This window comes from Arthrobacter sp. Bz4 (assembly GCF_003075455.1).
Classification (GTDB): Bacteria; Actinomycetota; Actinomycetes; order Actinomycetales; family Micrococcaceae; genus Arthrobacter_D.
In genome coordinates this window covers 103,328-119,642 of record NZ_QDAE01000003.1, presented here as the reverse complement: position 1 = coordinate 119,642, position 16,315 = coordinate 103,328, and the positions used below count along the sequence as shown (strand labels likewise).

The window sequence follows — 16,315 nt, the reverse complement described above, 5'->3', positions numbered from 1 at the left end:
CGGGGACGCGATGTTCCGGGTCAGGGTTTCCGGGTGTCAGGGAAAGAACAGTGCCGCTGCCGCGGAGGCCGCTATTCACCGGGGTCATGCAGGGTGAGGACGACGCTGCCTTTCTTGCGCCCTGATTGCACACGGGCATGCGCGGAGGCGGCTTCCTTCAGGTTGTAGGTTCGGTCGATAACCGGGACATAGTGTCCCGATGCCGCCAGATGGCTGATGAACTTCACATCCAGAGCCATCGCTTTGGCTCTTCGAAGCCCGGTGAACGCGATTTTTGCCCGGGTTTTGCCGAAGATGCGAGTCACCAGCATCCACATCAAAATCGGTAAGGAGGGCACGGTCGTCAGGTAGATGCCGCCGGGCTTCAGAAGCTTCCGGCTGCGGATGTATGAGCTCTTGCCTACCGCATCAAAGACAACGTCATAGACCTGGCCCAGCTCTGTGAAGTCCTGTGCGGTGTAATCGATCACTGTGTCGGCACCTAGGGATTTCACCAGGTCAAGGTTTGCCGTGCTGCAGACCCCGGTGACAACTGCCCCGAAATGCTTGGCGAGCTGAACGGCCGCCGTACCCACCGCGCCGGAGGCGCCGTTGATCAATATCGACTGACCGGACTTCAGGCTGGCGGCGTCTCTTAGAAAGGGCAAGGCGGTGAGTGCACCATCCAGGACTGCCACGGCGTCCGTCGGTACCAGGCCGGCAGGCTTCAACGCGATGATCCCGTTTTCGGGGACCGTGACGTACTCGGCATGGGCACCGAAGGTCGGTCCCGCTGATCCTGTGACCTGATCACCAACACGAAACTTGGTCACAGCGCTTCCTATTGACTGAATTTCACCGGCAAAGCCAGTTCCCAGGACCGGAAAGCGCGGCCGTGCTAAACCGAAGTAGAGCCTAGCAAGGGGGTCCTTGCCGTTGCGTGCGGTAGATTCCGCCTGTGAGACGACGGTTGCATAGTTGCGGATCAATACCTCCCCTTTTCTGGGGACCGGTGTATCAATCTCTTCAACGTGGACGACTTCTGGCGTGCCGTAGGAGCGGCTTGTGATTGCCTGCATGCGGTTCTCCTGAGTTAGGGGTGTGGCTAGGACCTGGGGAAGTTTCCGGTGCCGGGATTGTCCATGGTCTTCTCCTTGGCAGTCGACGGTTCAGTTGGCGGGCAGCCGGCGGCCAGCGATGAGTAGCCAGAAGATAATCGCTACCTCGCCCACGAACATGAACTGGGCGAATACGGCAGAGAAGTCGGGGATAACGGCCACACCGACAGCATCGGCCAGGTATCCGATGCCTGCGATGGCGAGCAGAATGCCGAAGACCTTTGGCACGAAACCCGATCGGAAGGCCAGATAGCCGACCAGCAGAAGGGAAATGCCGAACAGGCCCTGGCTGATGACCCAGATGGTGTTGAACGACTCCAGCACCGGGAGGGCGGCTTCGGGATCGCCGAGGAGCGAGAACCCGATCACGAGTTGACTGAGCGCAACCACCAACAAGACCGCGTACACCGATCTCATCCAGGCGGCCGCCGCCGAGACCCGACGGCTCACCGGCCGGAACAGTGTGTAGAACGCCCCCGCCACGATGATGTCGAGCAGGGCCACGATGAAAAAGCCGACGACACCCGCGAAGAACAGGAGCGGGGCGCCGGAGACGTTCTGTGCGGTCTGTTCGGCATCACCGCGAGCGATCAGGGGAACAATCGCGCCGAAGTTGGCGAAACCAGCCAGCACCGCCATGATCGCGAGTCCGAGTCCGGCCACAAAGGCCGCAGTTCGTGGCGACCAGGTGGTGAAGTTCATCGGGCGTTGCGCGACGTCGGTCTTGCTCGAGTCGAGCGAGGTGCGGTTCATTTTGATATCCTTACGTTGTAAGCTGATGGTGTAAGTAAAGTACGCCTACATGGTAAGGTTGTCAATAGACCAGAACGGAGAAATTATGGCGAGACTCTCGACCAAGACCGAGGCGGCATCACGCGGCCGCCTGAACCGCGAGCTGGTGCTGGGCGCAGCAATTGCGCTTGCCGATGACTCGGGCATCGAATCACTGACGATGCGCAGGCTCGGGGAAGAACTCGGGGTGGAAGCGATGTCGCTTTACAACCACGTCGCGAACAAAGAAGACCTGCTCAATGCTATGGTCGACGCCGTGTTCAACGAGATCGAACTGCCCTTGCACAGCGACGATTGGAAGACGGCGATCCGCAAGCGATCGGTCTCATTCCGCGACACGCTCTCACGCCACCCATGGGCCACCGGTTTGAAGGACTCAGGGACCAATCCCGGGCCAGCCACGCTGCGGCATCACGACCGGGTGATCGGCACGTTGCGGAACGCGGGATTTTCCATTGCCATGGCAGCTCACGCGTTCTCGGCATTGGACAGCTACATCTACGGCTTCGCGATGCAGGAGAAGAACCTGCCGTTTCACACTCAGGAAGAGACGGCTGCCATGGCGCACGCCATGCTCGCCCAACTTCCCGTCAACGATTACCCGTACCTCGCCGAGCTGACGGCGGAGCATGTGCTTCAACCGGGCTACTCCTATGGCGACGAGTTTCCGCTCGGCCTCGACCTTCTCCTCGACGGACTCGAGGGATGGCTCGAACGACATCCGGGGGATCGTCACCCTCAAGGCATGCTGACCGAAAGCGCTTGACGAAGACTGAGGCTACGCATGGTCCCTTTGGTCCGTCGGGTTAGCCTTCGGGATCGATCAAGAGATGGCGAAGACGTCCGCTACGCTGGTGCCTGGATATGGTGCCTGGGCTCGCTCCCTTAGATCGCAGTGCCACACCTGATGCCAATCCTTCCAGCACCAGGAAGCACAAGTTGTGTGGGGCAGGATGCAGAACCAATCCGATAGTTTCCGTCGGGACTGATGACGGATGGGAGGGCAGGTGAAGACTCAAGGAGCTTCGAAGTCCCGGGGATTGGGAGAGGCCAGAACGCGTGCGATCGCGGACGCCGCGGCGATCGCACCGTTTTCACACGCGTAGGCCAGTTTGGTGCGGGTCGCGGCATCGCGCATACCCGAATCTTCGATGGCAGTTCGAACCGACCGCGCGAAGGTAGGAGTGCCGACCTGGCGGGGTCGTAAAGCTGTCGCGTTGCCACGGCGTTCACATACGGCAACATTCCACCTCTGCTCCGGCTGCAATCCCATCCCCACGAAGGGGACTCCCGTGGCGCATGCCGTCTGCACAGTCCCTTGACCACCATGAAGGACTGCCGCATCCACCAGCCCCCCTAGCCGGTGAGCCGGCAGCAGACCGGTCACTGTCACATTGGCGGGTACCTCCTTGCGGTCGCCATCAGTAAGGTAATGGGCCACAGGTGCGACGACGTTGATGGGTAGTTTACCCAAGGATCGAAGGGTACCCAGAGCCAGACGTCTGCTTGCTGAAGACCCGAGCGCAAGGTAGACCAGCGGCCGGGGAGAGGACGCAAGATCGTGAACGACGTCGGGCAACTCCCCTGGCAGGTGCGCGAAGATTGGCCCTACCCTCTCATAGTTGGATGGCAACGAATAGCCCTCCAGTTCCCATGGCATAACGGTGAGCAGGTTGTAGTCTGCCTCGAACATCGACGCCATGCTGCGAAGCGGGCGCTTTGAGTTTTCCCGGGCCGCGATTTTGAAGGCGCGTGGGACCAGGGGAGCAGTGTTGTAAAGAGCCCTGAAGGCAGGCATTACCACCGGCTCTACCCACCCTGGGATAGCGAAGAGGCCGTGTTTGGTCTGCTCAACATGAGGACGTGTCAGTGCAAACGGTACCGGGTAGAAGAGTGGAATCCCTTCGGCGCGTGCAGAGATCAGAGAGGTGACGTTGGTGCCGTGCACCACGGCTACAGCTGCGGTCTCACGAATCAGGCGGCGTTCCGCCGCCACCCGGCGGCGCACCAAATCAACGGTGAACGGGTTGCGCACCCCTCGGCCTTGATCCAGCGCCAGCGCCCGAGCTTTTTCTAGCTCATTCCACACCGGTTGCAATTGATGGAAGGTAAACCCAGCGTCGATGATGAAATGAGAGAAGTCCGGTTCGTACCCCAGGAAGACGCACTCATGACGATCGCGAAGTGCTTTTGCAACCTCGATCATGCGGGTTGTTTCAGCCAGATTGAACGTGACCGGTGCGAAAAGGAGAACTGACACGGTGACCTCCTCAGTGGTTGCAGACCGAACTCGGCCCCCGAAACCCGCAGACCGTCCGGTTGATGGAGCCTACTAACCTCAGGGGTCCAGCCGGACGGAGGGGGCTTCGAAGATTGTTCATCCGGTCTACAGGAGGTACTCCGTGTGCCTTATGGAGCGCCAAGCCGCGCAAGCAGATCGCCTGCCCACTCCGTTGCGCGTTCGATCTCACCGTCCAGGAGGGGCCCTTCGTAGCCATGGACGCGGAAGGTTTGCTGCTTGACTTGTGTGTCGAATCCAAGTGAGCGCAACTCGTGTCTCGCCGCCTTTGCCGCGGAACCGGGGAGTCTCGGTTTGTCGACCCGGGTATCGAACGCGAAGGCGGGGATCTCAGTGCTGGGCCGTTCGACTTGGTTGAGCCAATCCCGGATGCCACGGGCCGGCTCATGCGGGGCCGAGTGGGACTTGACGGCGTCAGCTCGGGTGGATGCGCGTGTCATAGAGAAAGCGTGCGTCGGGCCACCAACCACCAACAAGTCGTATCCATCAACTAACGTTGGTGCTGCATCCGAGTCACGCACCTCAACGTCGGCATTGACGGCAAGTCTGGCGCCGATGGCTCGCGCTACCTTCTCGGTATTGCCCCACAGAGACTCGTAGACCACAAGTGCGCGCATCGTTACTCCTAATATAGAGACCACGATTAAGGCCGTATTCACAGCCTATCCGGGATACCTCCCCACGTCTGCCCCGCCTGTTTCATGGTGTTCACGCCTGAGAGCGTTTATGCACCGACTGAAGCGTGGTCATCGAGTTTGCTGGGTGTCCTCGACCGGTCTCCTAGGTGTACTGAGACACCTACGCGACGCTGGGTCGCCGTGAATGCAATGCTCCCACCATGTGTGCGCGGCGTGCCGGGAGGTGGGCCTTCTTTGAGGAACCCATCGCGCAGTTCCAGGAGACGATCCGCATGCTTACCCAGTTTCCTGGGTCCCCTGCCGGCTCACCATCTCGTTGATCCAGCTCGGCGCGAACGGTGAGGTGCAGTTTGGGGGAGTCGGGTAGTCCTTGAGGACCTCAAGGCGCTCACCGATATCAAGCGCTCGAGCACGATGCTCGACGTGTTCAATCCCAATCATCGCCAGACAGTGGTTCATCGCCCACTGAAGCCGATCCGGGGCGTCCTTCATCTCTGCTTCAATAACATCGAGCAGGGCCTGAAGGTCCAGGCCATCGGGACTCTTGATCACTCGTTCCGAAGTCAGTGCCCAACCGGCAGCCGCCACGACGGGATTCAGGTCGGCAAACCAAACGATCCGTAAATCTTCGGCGAACGGGCTCTTCTTCACCACATAGTTGACGAGCCAGTCATGCACTTTGGGTGCACGAGCTTCCCTGAGCATCGAGTCCAGCTCGTCACGTTCGAAAGCCTTCGGGCGGCAGATCAGAAGCGCGACCAACCTTGCAGCTGTATCACCGGTTGCCCAGAGGCTCACTGCAAGGTCGTGTTGAGTCTTCAAACGCTTGGCTACGGCGCGCAGCTTCCCCAGATTTACTCCGTGATCGTCCCCGTGCCTCGCATTCACCACTCTGATTCCGGGATCCTCGAGGGAGGCCAGCTCGGCAAGTACCTCGTCTGTTGTCGTCTCCGTCATCACGGGTTCCTCTTCCTCATGACCCATTGCATCGTGTGACTGCCAAGACTACTGGGAAGACAAAGACCCCGCAGGGTCAGATCCGGTACCGGGCGCGGGGAGGGGTGGGGCGGTGGATGTGTACCTGTGTCCGGTCGGAGTGGTGATTCGGAGGGTGTGTCTGGGTCCTGGGCGTGGGTGGGCTCCCCAGCCGGGTTGTTCTTTGGTGTGGTTGCAGGCTTCGCAGAGTCCGGCGCCGTTGGTGATCGACGTCCGGCCGCTTTGGTGCCAGGGAATGATGTGGTCGTAGTGTCGGATTGGCGCGTCGCAGTACGGGGTGCGGCAGGTGTGGTCCCTTGCGGTGATGAACCGGCGTTGCGCCGGGGTGAAGAGCCGCGCTTTGGAGTCCAGGGCGACCAGATCACCGCTTGTTGGTGTGGTGTAAAGGCGCCGGACCCAGACGTCGAAGGCATGCCGCTCAGCGTCAGCAGGGTCACTGCCAGCGGGGTTGATGTCGGGGTGGATGTCAGTGGGGTGGATGAGGTCCCGGGCCCAGGACGAGGGGACGATGCCGTAGCCGGGGATTCTGGCCGGTTCGCTGTCACCTTGGAGGAGGGCGCGGTCGGTGATGATCACTTGCAGTTCGACGCGGGAGACACCCCCGGGTACCCCGGTGGTGCGTTCGACGAGGGTGTCGGCCATGAGTTGGCCTCGGGATCGGGTGTCCCCGGTCGCCCTGGCGGTATCGGCGTGCCGGGATAGTGCCGTGTAGGCGGTGACGGCTTCCTTCACTGGGAGCAGGGCGGTGAGGTAGGCCATGGTGTCCGGTGCTGGGCGGATGCTGACGAATCGTTCGTTGGCTGCGTGGGCTGCGCGGTTGACCACGGAGCGGGGGTCCCGACGGTAGGCGGCAGCCTTGGCCGCGGCGATGATGGTTTTGTCCCCGCACCCGGTGAAGGTCCCGGTGTCGGGGCTGAGTTCTTCATCGACGGCGGTCCGGTCGGAGCTGGAGAGGCATGCTGTTTCTTTCACTAACAGGGTGGCTCGCCATTCGTTGAGCTGGCCGGTGTGCAGGGCAGCCAGAGTGTGGGGCATCTCGGTGACCAGGGCCTGGGCGAGGCCCAGGAGCCGGTTGCCGCGGGAGGGGGATTCCCGCCGGGCCAACGCGACCTGCGCGCCGATACTTTTGCCCTGCTCCGCGGTTGGCACCCCGGTCTGGGCCTGGTGGTGGCGTTCAGAGCGGTCGAAGGCAACCGCGATCCGGGCCTGTACTCCGGCGATGGCGGATTTGAGGTCCTCCAGGCCGCGGAGCTGGTCGATCATCCCGGCCGGGTTCGTGGCTGGCCTCAGTGCCGTGAGGGCGTCGAGTAAGGCACGCGTGCCAGCATCCGGGCCAGCGCTGCCATCAGCGGTACTGTCATCAGCGGTATTGCCATCAGCGGTATTGCCCAGGCTTGACGGGCCGCGCGGAGCCGTTCCCGGGAAGGGAAGTTCCTTCTCAGTCACTGATGGAGCCCTGCTGCCGTCCATACCTCCATTGTCCCAAACCGCTCCGACACTGCGGAGAATTATGGGGCCTATGTGGACAACTCTCTCAAACAAATATTCGAACCAAAAACCGGCAAAATGGCACCTCGTGACGTAGCACTGACCAGGGAGTAAGTTGGGCGTAAACCCACCGCAGGGGGTAGTACTCAATGAATGGCAAAGCGGCCAGCTCCGACTCTGGAGACTCTCAACGGGCGCCCACGCCGCGGCATCCCAAACCGATTCTTAGTTTGACGGTGAACCCTGCGTTGGACGTTTACACGTCCACTGACCAGGTCATCGGTGGTCATAAACTTCGGTGCTCCGCGAGCCGACTGGAACCGGGCGGCGGAGGAATGAACGCGGCAAGGGTTATCCAGCGACTCGGCGGACAGGTGCTCGCCGTATGCACGGCCGGCGGTCCAACCGGGGAGGCGTATCGTCGCCTCATCGAAGCCGAGCGGATCCCGGTCCTCGTTGCACCCATCGAAGGAAGTACCCGCGAAAGTTTCACCGTCGACGAGACGGGGACGGGCGCCCAATTCCGGTTTGTGCTCGAAGGCCCAGAGCTCAGCAAATCCGAGTGGCGAGCCTGTCTCGCGCTCGTTTCGGAGGCGATTCTGCCGGAAGGGTATGTCATAGCCAGCGGAAGCCTCCCTCCCGGGGTGCCGGACGATTTTTATGCCCGGGTGGCGCGCCTGGCCAGGAAGGTCGGCGCCCGCTGTGTCGTGGATGCCTCGGGTGCAGCACTGTCCGAGGCGCTGGCAGAAGGGGTGTTTCTGGTCAAGCCCAGCCGGCGGGAGCTGGCGACTCATCTCGGCCGGGCGCTTGACACTGAGCAGGCTCAGATTGAGGCGGCGTCGGGCCTGGTCGCCGACCGGGCAGCGGAATATGTCGCACTGACCCTAGGCCATGCCGGGGCAGTGCTTGCATCCGAGGCCGGCACCATCCGGCTACCGGCCCCGTCAGTGCAGGTCGTCAGCACGGTGGGAGCAGGCGACAGTTTTCTCGGGGCATTTGTTCTCCGACTTGCGCAGGGCTCACCCGTTGATAGCGCCTTCCTGACAGCCCTAGCTGCCGGAAGCGCTGCAGCGATGACACCCGGCACAGAACTCTGTCATCGAAACGACATAGCGCGTCTCGAAGCGGAACTGATGGCCCAGCGCGTCCCCTCGCCCGGCACTGACTCGGGCTAGCTCCAGAAGACTGCTACCGCGACGTTGATCAGTGCAAGACCGCCGACGCCGTGCGCCAGTCCCTTAGCGACGTCGTGTCCGGACTTGGCCTTACGGCGGCCGATGAACGCGGCGACAACCACGCCGATGGTCAGGACCAGCTTGACGGCTATTTTGGCGTGGTTCGGGCCGTCGCCGTCGCCCATCTCAGCGAGACCCACCAGCAGCAGGCCCGTGACCAGTTGGGTGAGGGCGCCGATCCACTGCCACTGCGTGACGGTGGGGTGCTTGAATGTGGCCAACCAGCCGCCCACGATGGCGGCCGTACCGAGAATGTGGAGAAAGACGAGCAGAAGGCGAAGGAAGTCCATGGTCCAAGCATAGGGCAGCTGTGCGGACAGGCCCTTGGACTCTGCCACTTGGCCGCAGATGGGTGCACTCTGGAGGCCAACGAGGGCGAAAGGAGCCACCCATGGCTGAACACCAGCGGGCCTTACGGGCGGTCAAGTCCTTCCATACCGCCGCCTGGTTCTCCATCGAAGCATGCATGGTTTACCTGCTTTACTCCGGGTTACGGGGAAGGACAGACCAGCGGGCGGGAGTCGCTGCAGCCGTTGTCGGCAGCGAGCTTGTTGTTTTTGCCGGCAACGGGTTTCATTGTCCGCTCACCCCACTGGCCCAACGCCTCGGCGATTCCACCGGTTCGGTGACCGATATCTACCTACCCAGGTGGTTCGCCCACAACCTGCCCGCAATCCATGTGCCGCTGATCTTTTTTGCTGTCTGGACCCACGCCCGGAATATTGCACGCGCGCGTCTGGTCTAGAGCGCCCTGCTGAGGCTGCGCCGTAGCAGGATGGAGCCGAGGGTCAGCAAAGCCACAGCCATCCCTGCGAGCACCGCAAGCTGCGGAAGAATGTCAGTCAACGTGCCTTCATGTCGTTGGATCTCAGCGAACGCGTCGTAAGCCCACCGGTGCGGGGTCACCCGGGACACTGTCTGAAGGGTGTCGGAGAAGAACTCCGGGGGCACCATCGAGCCGCCCAGACCGGCCAACACGAGACCGAGGCCCACGCCCACTCCCGAGGCGGCGCTGTCGTTATCCATGACCGAGCCGATCACCATCGCTGCAGCAGCGGAGACCGCACAGAAGAACGCCAAAACGAGTCCTGCCAACCACGGATCGCCCCACTGCACGCCAAACAGCACAGCAGTGCCAACCATGATGTACGCCCCCTGGACAACGGCAATGCCGAACCGTCCCAGTGCCTGCCCCGCCACAGCCTGCCAGCTTGTCACCGGGGCGGCCATCACGCGGGAGATCACCCCGAGACGCCGCGCGTTGATGAGGGTCGCAGCCCCGGTGAGGGAGCTCAGGAAGACGAAAAGCAGAAGTTGCTGGGTGGCGCCCAGATCGAACCGTCCCAAGCCCAAAAATTCCTGCGATACGTCGTCGGTGTCCACGATTTCCAGTCCGGGGGGTACCACAGAAGTTTCCGCCCGCTCCAGGGCGGTGGTCGCCTCGGCCGCGCTGACGCCCGCTTCCTGGAGGAGCGATCGCTGTAGCTGTGCTGTGCTGACCGTCTGGACTGACGTCCGCACCTCCTGCAGTACGGCCTGTGCCGAGGCCTGCGACGCTGATATCACCTCGAGGTCGGCCTCCTGACCCGCGGAGTAGTCCGCGGCGTCGTCATCGCTGATGAAAATGCCGACGTCGATTCGGGCACGGCCCAGCTGCTGTTTCACCGTTTCCTCACCGGCAAACGACACCTGGAGGCCATCTTCTTCCAGCTGAACCTTCAAAGCACTTTCCAGGGCAGTACCGGACCCGCCCGACAGCGCCACCTGGGACCGTCCGCTATTGGCCCCGAATTGGGAGCCGAGCAACAGAATGAGGAGCAAAGGAAAAATGAAGACAAAAAAGATGTTCGACCTGTCCCGGAGGAAACGTTGAAACTCTACCAGGGCAATTCCCATGATGTGTTTCACAAGCGGGCACCCCGGTCCGGCAGCAGGCGCGATATCACGGTGGCAAGGACTGCAAATCCCAGCATGATCGCCAGGGGGACAGCGACGTCCGCCACCCCACCGCCTCCGGAGGTGATGCCGAGTCCGCGAATGAACGCTGAAATAGGGTTAAAGTCCATCAGTGTCGCGACAATCCCTGAGGTCTGCAAAGGAAAAAAGGCTCCGCCTGCGACTCCCAGCACCATGGCCAGGATCGATTGGGCGACATTCGCCTGTTCGGCGCTTCGCACGAGTTTCGCGACGACAAAGGTCAGGCTCGTTGCCGCCGCCGCAACCGCCAGGATCAGGAGCCCCACCACAGCCGGGGACCCAAACGAGACGTCAAACAACAGGCTACCGACCGTCAGCAGGATGGACGAGGCAACCACCCCCAGAATGAACCCGACCAGGGCCTTCGCCCAGATGATGGTACCGGGAGCGACGGGAGCTGACCGTAGCCTGGTCAGGGTGCCACCTTCCCGCTCCGCCAGCAGTCCCAGAACACCAAACCCGACGGTGAACAACAGGAACAAACCGGTCTGACCAGCCACTAGTGAGCCGCTGAGTGACAGTTGCTCGGCGGATGCCTGGCCTTCCGAAAGGGTCAAGGCGGCCGGGCCAGCGGCTGTCCGTTGCGCCAGGCCGGTTAGCTCGTCCTCCGGAAGCCCGGCCATACCGCCTGCCGTGGCAGTCACGGTGCCCGCAGCGAACTGCTGAAGCACCCCGTCCACCACCGAGATCAGCACATTGGTTTCGATGCTTGCAACATCACCTTCGATGACCTGGACGGTAGAGGCCTCCCCGGAAGTTACCGCAGTCGTGAACCCTTCCGGCAGGATGAGCCCCAGCTCAGCCCCGGTATCCCTTGTTTCGCCGCTGACCTCGTCGGCAGCCACCCTGGTGACGGTGACGTCCATCATGGGGAGGGTATCGAGGGCCTCGAGGAGCGCTTCCCCGAGCTGGCCGCTGTTTTCAGAACTTGCGACGACGACGGCGGGCTGCAAGTCGACGCTGTCCGTTCCGCCACCTCCAAAGGAGAGGTTCAGAACCCCCATCAAGGCCAACGGAACGAGGAGGGAGAAGATGAACACCGACCGGTCCCGGATCCGCAGCCTGAGGTCATTGGAGACCATGGTCCTGAGCCCGCGCACATCAATCCCGCAGGGCTTTGCCGGTGAGGTGCAGGAAGACCGATTCCAGATCGGGCCTGACGATCTCCACCGAAGTCAGCGCCATTCCCGCACCGCCGGCCTCGGCCACAATGGGTGCCAAAAGACCTGGCCCGTTGTGGACGGTCAACAGCAGGTTTGAGGGACCACTATCGACCTGTTGTACGCCCGGGAGCTGCCGCAGCGCCGTGGCTGCGTTACTGGTGCTGCCGGTGCCGCGCAGATCGATGCGGTCCACCCCGCCGGTCAGTTCGACCAACTGATTCCGGGTGCCCTCCGCCTGAATCCGGCCCTGATCGATGATCGCGATCCGGTCGCAGAGCCGTTCGGCTTCCTCCATATAGTGGGTGGTGTACAGGACAGCCATTCCCTCCGAGGCAAGAGTCTCAACGGATTCCAGGATGGAATTGCGCGACTGTGGGTCTACCCCCACGGTTGGCTCATCCAAAATCAGCAGGGTGGGTCGGTGGAGCAGGCCGATGCCAATGTTCAACCTGCGTTTCATCCCGCCGGAGAATTTCTTGGTCTGCTCTCGCGCACGGTCGCCGAGGCCAATAAGGTTCAGGACCAGGTCCGTCCGCTGCCTCAGTTCCTTCCCCCCAAGCCCTTGCAACCGGCCAAAGAACATCAGATTCTCTTTGGCCGTCAGATCCGGGTAAATGGCAAGTTCCTGAGGGACGAGCCCAATGTGCCCTTTTACCCGGGTGCTGGTCGGCGTCATGACCGCACCCATGAGTTCGACCGATCCGGAGTCGGCAGGGATCAGTCCCGCCACCATTGAAATGATTGTCGTTTTACCTGCGCCGTTGGGGCCCAAGAGCCCATACGTTTCGCCGGCTTCAATGTGGAAGGAGACGTCGTTGACAACGGTGTGGTTGTCATAGCGCTTCACCAGGGAGTTCACTCCCAGGATTGGAGCGCTCTGAAGCTGGCTGGCGGCCGTCATGACGGTTCCACGGGATCGTTGGCCGATGTCAGCCGGCGGGTCAGATGGGCTGCACTGCCCAAAATTACTGAGCCGTGCCAGGTCGCGTAGGCAACAAGAACGTTCATGAGGTGAGCCTCGGGTGGGGAGGGAACCACTTAGGCCACTGGCCAGACAACTTTGGTGATCCACTTTGACGGGTCGGGCTCCGCCTCCGGATCAGTTAAATAGGACTCCCAGGCGATATCCGCGGGGGTGAGGCCCGCCGACTCAATTGCGGCCTGAAGGAGCTCGTAGGTTTGGCCAAGGGTGTCGAACGGACCAACATGGATGGCCTCAAAGGCATCGGTCTCGGGTAACACCGACTGCGACACTCCGTCGGCTTCTGCGAAGTGTCCTGCGATCGGGAACCCAGCCTCCACGTCGATGGTCTCGCTCGGCATCCCATGGTAAAGAGCGAAGGGTGGACCGGCAGGGTTGGTGCCCTGCGTCTGGGTCGCGGCCATTACCCGATGGAATGCACGACCGAAGAAGTCAGTGAGCGAGTCCATCGGAACACGCTCGCGAACCACTGCAACAGGTTGTTCCAGGGTATGAACTTTTGTGGGTTGGGGTGCATTGTCACTCATTCCAATAGGGTGTCGGCCGGGAGTTAGCGGTGACAGGGCCTTACGACCCTATTCAGGCAGGGTTGCTGGCGGGACTTTAGACTCTGCTTCTGCCGGGTCTGGCTCGCCAAGATGGAGCCATGACTTCAACAGCGAGTGCAGACGTGTACGTGGTGTGGCTGCAAGACGTGGGAATAGCTGACGTGCCTTCGGTCGGAGGTAAGAACGCGTCACTCGGCGAGCTCACGCGTTCCCTCCTCGGGTCGGGTGTGCGGGTCCCCGACGGTTTCGCCACTACTGCGTCGGCCTACCGGGCCTTCATCGCCGTCAACGGCATTGAACCCGGCATTCGTGACACGGTCAACCGGTATCATGCTGGCGAGTCGACGTTGCGGGAAGCAGGAGAGACCATTCGGGCATTGATACTGGAAGGCGAATTTCCTGCAGACATCGCCGCCGAGATCACTGGGCACTATCGGGCGCTGTCTTCCCGGACCGGCAGGCCGTCAGCCTCGGTGGCAGTGCGTAGCAGTGCGACGGCAGAGGACCTCCCCGACGCAAGCTTCGCAGGTCAGCAGGAGACGTTTTTGAACATTTCGGGAGAACGCGAACTCCTTGAAGCCTGCAGACGGTGTTTCGCCTCGTTGTTCACCGATCGGGCGATCAGCTACCGGGAGATGAAGGGATTCGACCATGTGAGCGTCGCCCTGTCGATCGGCGTGCAGCTGATGGTGCGTTCGGATCTTGGTGCGTCGGGGGTGATGTTTTCCATCGACACGGAGTCAGGTTTTCCGCGCAGCGTGGTGATCAGCGCAGCCTGGGGCCTGGGAGAGACTGTCGTTCAGGGAAGTATCAACCCGGATAAATACCAGGTCTTCAAGCCGTTGCTTGCCACACCCCACTTTGTTCCGATCATCGAGAAGACGGTGGGCTCCAAGGAACGAAAAATGGTGTACAGCCGCGGTGGGCACGCACGCACGCGGACGATAGAAACGACCGATCTGGAGCGGGAGTCAATTGTACTTTCCGACCACGAGATCCTGACGCTGGCCCGCTGGGCTGTCTCGGTGGAAGAGCATTACGAGCGGCCGATGGATATGGAGTGGGCCAAGGACGGATCAACCGGGGAGCTCTTCATGGTCCAGGCCCGCCCGGAGACCGTTCAGGCGCAACGCAGCGAAACCACGTTCAACGTGTATCACCTGCGGGAGTCGGGGCGGCGTCTCCTCTCAGGCGCGGCCATTGGCGAGGCAATCGCACACGGCGACGCCTGTGTTGTGCTTGATGCGCAGGACATCGACAAGTTTCGGGACGGCGCCATTCTGGTCACCAGGATGACCGATCCGGATTGGGTACCGGTGATGAAACGGGCGGCGGGGATCGTGACCGATCATGGCGGTCCCACCAGCCATGCGGCGATTGTCAGCCGGGAATTGGGCGTACCAGCCGTGGTGGGTACCGGGAACGGAACCTCGCTGCTTGAGGATGGATCGGCGATTACCATCTCGTGTGCTGGCGGTGAGGATGGGGGAGTGTACGAGGGAACGCTCGCCTTTGAGGTGGAGGAAGTTGACCTCGGCGCCCTGCCGGAGACCAACACCGCGGTCATGGTCAATATCGCCAGCCCCGCCGCTGCCTTCCAATGGTGGCGGCTCCCGGCGGCAGGCGTTGGCCTGGCACGGATGGAATTCATTATCAACAACCTCATTCGTATCCATCCGATGGCACTTGTTCACCCGGAATTGGTGACTGATCCCGACGAGATGGCGCAGATCAGACAGCTCACCCGCGGTCATGACACTTTGCTTGAATACTTCGTTGACGTTCTCTCACGGGGCATCGCAAAAATCGCAGCACCTTATTACCCGGGCCCGGTCATCGTCAGGCTCAGCGACTTCAAAAGCAACGAGTACGCCCATCTGATTGGTGGAAGCTATTTTGAGACCGCAGAAGAGAATCCGATGCTGGGGTTCCGCGGGTCCTCGCGCTACTATGACGAGCGTTACCGGGAAGGATTTGCGCTTGAATGCCGCGCAATCAAGCGGGTCCGCGAGCAGCTTGGCTTTGCGAACGTCCTGGTGATGGTGCCGTTCTGCCGCACGCTCCGCGAAGCAGAGCTGGTCATCGAGGTAATGGCGGAGAACGGTCTGGTCCGGGGGGACGAAGGACTGCAGATCTACATGATGTGCGAAATACCGTCAAACGTTATTCTTGCCTCGGAGTTCGCCCGGCACTTTGACGGGTTTTCGATCGGTTCCAATGATCTGACACAACTGGTCCTTGGCGTCGACCGCGATTCGGAGCATTTGGCACAACTGTTTGACGAACGAGACGAGGCCGTCAAGTGGATGATCTCGCGTGCCATCGACAAAGCTCACGCGGCGGGAATAAAGATCGGCATTTGTGGACAGGGACCAAGCGACCACGAGGATTTCGCGGCGTTCCTGGTCGAGCAGGGGATCGACTCAATCTCGCTGAACCCCGATACTTTTCTCCGCACAGTCCAGGTCATCGCCGAGGCAGAGAAGTCACGAGTAGCTTCGAAACGCCAGACAGGTCAGAACCGCCAGACAGGGCAGTAGGGCAGCGCGGGCTTATGGGCGCTTATTCCAGCCTAGGGGCGCTTATTCCAGCCCAGCACGCATAGCGTCATCCAACCGACCGCCCCAGGCGAGCGGCGCAGCGATTCGGAACCGTCGCCCGCTGATGCTTTCGGGAACGATTCGAACAAAATGATCCTTCTTGCCGGCCTCCCAGGGAACGAGCAGACGGCCCACAGAGTTGAGCACCTCCGGAGTGCGGTCCAGCCTGTACGCGGGACCTTTAACAACGACACTCCAGGCGATAACCCCCTCCTTGTCTACTCCGTCCGCCTCCAGTGCAACCCGCTGGCCCAAAGCGGCGGCCAACTTGGAACCGTGGCCTGTCCGAAAGATGAAATCCCCGCCGTCGATTCTGTAGTTGATGGGGAAAATCTCGGGCTGCTCGTTGGCCCAGACTGCTAGCCGGCCGATCGAACCTCGTCGGAAGAGTTCCCAGCATTCTTCAGGGGAAAGGGTAGTGGTCCTGGGTATTTCAGCGCCGGTAGTCATGACCCCGAGCCTAGATCGATCTGCGGCCAACTCCTAGGGCCCAAAGACCC

Annotated in this window: 16 protein-coding genes; 4 read left to right on the top strand and 12 right to left on the bottom strand. The window is 61.5% G+C overall.

Annotation, left to right across the window (positions count from 1 at the left end; translation table 11 throughout):
- Positions 1–71: 71 nt before the first annotated feature.
- Entirely contained in the window at positions 72–812 is a 741-nt protein-coding gene (locus tag DDA93_RS03780; RefSeq protein WP_202802713.1) for an NAD(P)-dependent alcohol dehydrogenase, read from the bottom strand.
- A 336-nt stretch (positions 813–1,148) separates the two neighbouring features.
- Positions 1,149–1,850 (bottom strand): DUF4386 domain-containing protein, encoded by a 702-nt coding sequence (locus DDA93_RS03775; protein ID WP_019482486.1) that lies wholly within the window; start codon positions 1,848–1,850, stop codon positions 1,149–1,151.
- A gap of 85 nt (positions 1,851–1,935) precedes the next feature.
- Between DDA93_RS03775 and DDA93_RS03770 the strand changes: the two genes are divergently transcribed.
- On the top strand, positions 1,936–2,655 hold the full coding sequence (locus DDA93_RS03770; protein ID WP_019482485.1) for a TetR/AcrR family transcriptional regulator C-terminal domain-containing protein: 720 nt from the start codon (positions 1,936–1,938) through the stop codon (positions 2,653–2,655).
- Between the two features lie 249 nt (positions 2,656–2,904).
- On the opposite strand, the gene DDA93_RS03765 is transcribed toward DDA93_RS03770, so the two are convergent.
- From DDA93_RS03765 to DDA93_RS03750, 4 genes are all read right to left on the bottom strand, one after another.
- Positions 2,905–4,149, bottom strand: a complete 1,245-nt coding sequence (locus tag DDA93_RS03765) for a nucleotide disphospho-sugar-binding domain-containing protein (RefSeq protein WP_019482484.1) — start codon at positions 4,147–4,149, stop codon at positions 2,905–2,907.
- 149 nt (positions 4,150–4,298) lie between these two features.
- Positions 4,299–4,805 carry a flavodoxin domain-containing protein gene (locus tag DDA93_RS03760; RefSeq protein WP_019482483.1) on the bottom strand — a complete coding sequence of 169 codons (507 nt, stop codon included), beginning with the start codon at positions 4,803–4,805 and terminating at the stop codon, positions 4,299–4,301.
- A 297-nt stretch (positions 4,806–5,102) separates the two neighbouring features.
- Positions 5,103–5,783: a DNA alkylation repair protein gene (locus DDA93_RS03755; protein WP_019482482.1), complete on the bottom strand. Its 681-nt coding sequence runs from the start codon at positions 5,781–5,783 to the stop codon at positions 5,103–5,105.
- 48 nt (positions 5,784–5,831) lie between these two features.
- Positions 5,832–7,085: an HNH endonuclease signature motif containing protein gene (locus tag DDA93_RS03750; RefSeq protein WP_243400506.1), complete on the bottom strand. Its 1,254-nt coding sequence runs from the start codon at positions 7,083–7,085 to the stop codon at positions 5,832–5,834.
- Between the two features lie 455 nt (positions 7,086–7,540).
- Between DDA93_RS03750 and DDA93_RS03745 the strand changes: the two genes are divergently transcribed.
- Complete coding sequence (locus DDA93_RS03745) at positions 7,541–8,485, top strand: 1-phosphofructokinase family hexose kinase (protein WP_272942570.1); 945 nt, start codon at positions 7,541–7,543, stop codon at positions 8,483–8,485.
- Here DDA93_RS03745 and DDA93_RS03740 read toward each other — a convergent pair.
- A complete protein-coding gene (locus DDA93_RS03740) occupies positions 8,482–8,835 on the bottom strand; it encodes a hypothetical protein (protein WP_024477452.1) in 354 nt (117 codons plus the stop codon). The genes DDA93_RS03745 and DDA93_RS03740 overlap by 4 nt on opposite strands.
- A gap of 101 nt (positions 8,836–8,936) precedes the next feature.
- On the opposite strand from DDA93_RS03740, the gene DDA93_RS03735 reads away from it, so the two are divergent.
- The gene (locus tag DDA93_RS03735) at positions 8,937–9,290 is read left to right on the top strand and encodes a hypothetical protein (RefSeq protein ID WP_019482478.1); all 354 of its coding nucleotides are present in this window, start codon (positions 8,937–8,939) and stop codon (positions 9,288–9,290) included.
- Here DDA93_RS03735 and DDA93_RS03730 read toward each other — a convergent pair.
- From DDA93_RS03730 to DDA93_RS03715, 4 genes are all read right to left on the bottom strand, one after another.
- On the bottom strand, positions 9,287–10,441 hold the full coding sequence (locus DDA93_RS03730) for an ABC transporter permease (protein ID WP_116778108.1): 1,155 nt from the start codon (positions 10,439–10,441) through the stop codon (positions 9,287–9,289). The genes DDA93_RS03735 and DDA93_RS03730 overlap by 4 nt on opposite strands.
- An 8-nt stretch (positions 10,442–10,449) precedes the next feature.
- On the bottom strand, positions 10,450–11,604 hold the full coding sequence (locus DDA93_RS03725) for an ABC transporter permease (protein ID WP_019482476.1): 1,155 nt from the start codon (positions 11,602–11,604) through the stop codon (positions 10,450–10,452).
- Between the two features lie 19 nt (positions 11,605–11,623).
- On the bottom strand, positions 11,624–12,586 hold the full coding sequence (locus DDA93_RS03720; protein WP_019482475.1) for an ABC transporter ATP-binding protein: 963 nt from the start codon (positions 12,584–12,586) through the stop codon (positions 11,624–11,626).
- A 137-nt stretch (positions 12,587–12,723) separates the two neighbouring features.
- Positions 12,724–13,194, bottom strand: a complete 471-nt coding sequence (locus DDA93_RS03715) for a GyrI-like domain-containing protein (protein ID WP_026041028.1) — start codon at positions 13,192–13,194, stop codon at positions 12,724–12,726.
- Between the two features lie 119 nt (positions 13,195–13,313).
- On the opposite strand from DDA93_RS03715, the gene ppsA reads away from it, so the two are divergent.
- Positions 13,314–15,755: a phosphoenolpyruvate synthase gene (ppsA, locus tag DDA93_RS03710; RefSeq protein WP_116778107.1), complete on the top strand. Its 2,442-nt coding sequence runs from the start codon at positions 13,314–13,316 to the stop codon at positions 15,753–15,755.
- 42 nt (positions 15,756–15,797) lie between these two features.
- Here ppsA and DDA93_RS03705 read toward each other — a convergent pair whose 3' ends face one another.
- On the bottom strand, positions 15,798–16,265 hold the full coding sequence (locus DDA93_RS03705; protein WP_019482473.1) for a pyridoxamine 5'-phosphate oxidase family protein: 468 nt from the start codon (positions 16,263–16,265) through the stop codon (positions 15,798–15,800).
- Between the last annotated feature and the right edge of the window lie 50 nt (positions 16,266–16,315).

What these genes read in the sequence shown, in the direction of transcription:
- DDA93_RS03750 (WP_243400506.1), bottom strand. Translation starts at nt 7,085, where the DNA reads ATGATCGACCAGCTCCGCGGCCTGGAGGACCTCAAATCCGCCATCGCC.
- DDA93_RS03740 (WP_024477452.1), bottom strand. Translation starts at nt 8,835, where the DNA reads ATGGACTTCCTTCGCCTTCTGCTCGTCTTTCTCCACATTCTCGGTACG.
- DDA93_RS03735 (WP_019482478.1), top strand. Translation starts at nt 8,937, where the DNA reads ATGGCTGAACACCAGCGGGCCTTACGGGCGGTCAAGTCCTTCCATACC.
- DDA93_RS03725 (WP_019482476.1), bottom strand. Translation starts at nt 11,604, where the DNA reads ATGGTCTCCAATGACCTCAGGCTGCGGATCCGGGACCGGTCGGTGTTC.
- DDA93_RS03760 (WP_019482483.1), bottom strand. Translation starts at nt 4,805, where the DNA reads ATGCGCGCACTTGTGGTCTACGAGTCTCTGTGGGGCAATACCGAGAAG.
- DDA93_RS03705 (WP_019482473.1), bottom strand. Translation starts at nt 16,265, where the DNA reads ATGACTACCGGCGCTGAAATACCCAGGACCACTACCCTTTCCCCTGAA.
- DDA93_RS03770 (WP_019482485.1), top strand. Translation starts at nt 1,936, where the DNA reads ATGGCGAGACTCTCGACCAAGACCGAGGCGGCATCACGCGGCCGCCTG.
- DDA93_RS03715 (WP_026041028.1), bottom strand. Translation starts at nt 13,194, where the DNA reads ATGAGTGACAATGCACCCCAACCCACAAAAGTTCATACCCTGGAACAA.
- DDA93_RS03755 (WP_019482482.1), bottom strand. Translation starts at nt 5,783, where the DNA reads ATGACGGAGACGACAACAGACGAGGTACTTGCCGAGCTGGCCTCCCTC.
- DDA93_RS03730 (WP_116778108.1), bottom strand. Translation starts at nt 10,441, where the DNA reads ATGGGAATTGCCCTGGTAGAGTTTCAACGTTTCCTCCGGGACAGGTCG.
- DDA93_RS03720 (WP_019482475.1), bottom strand. Translation starts at nt 12,586, where the DNA reads ATGACGGCCGCCAGCCAGCTTCAGAGCGCTCCAATCCTGGGAGTGAAC.
- DDA93_RS03775 (WP_019482486.1), bottom strand. Translation starts at nt 1,850, where the DNA reads ATGAACCGCACCTCGCTCGACTCGAGCAAGACCGACGTCGCGCAACGC.
- ppsA (WP_116778107.1), top strand. Translation starts at nt 13,314, where the DNA reads ATGACTTCAACAGCGAGTGCAGACGTGTACGTGGTGTGGCTGCAAGAC.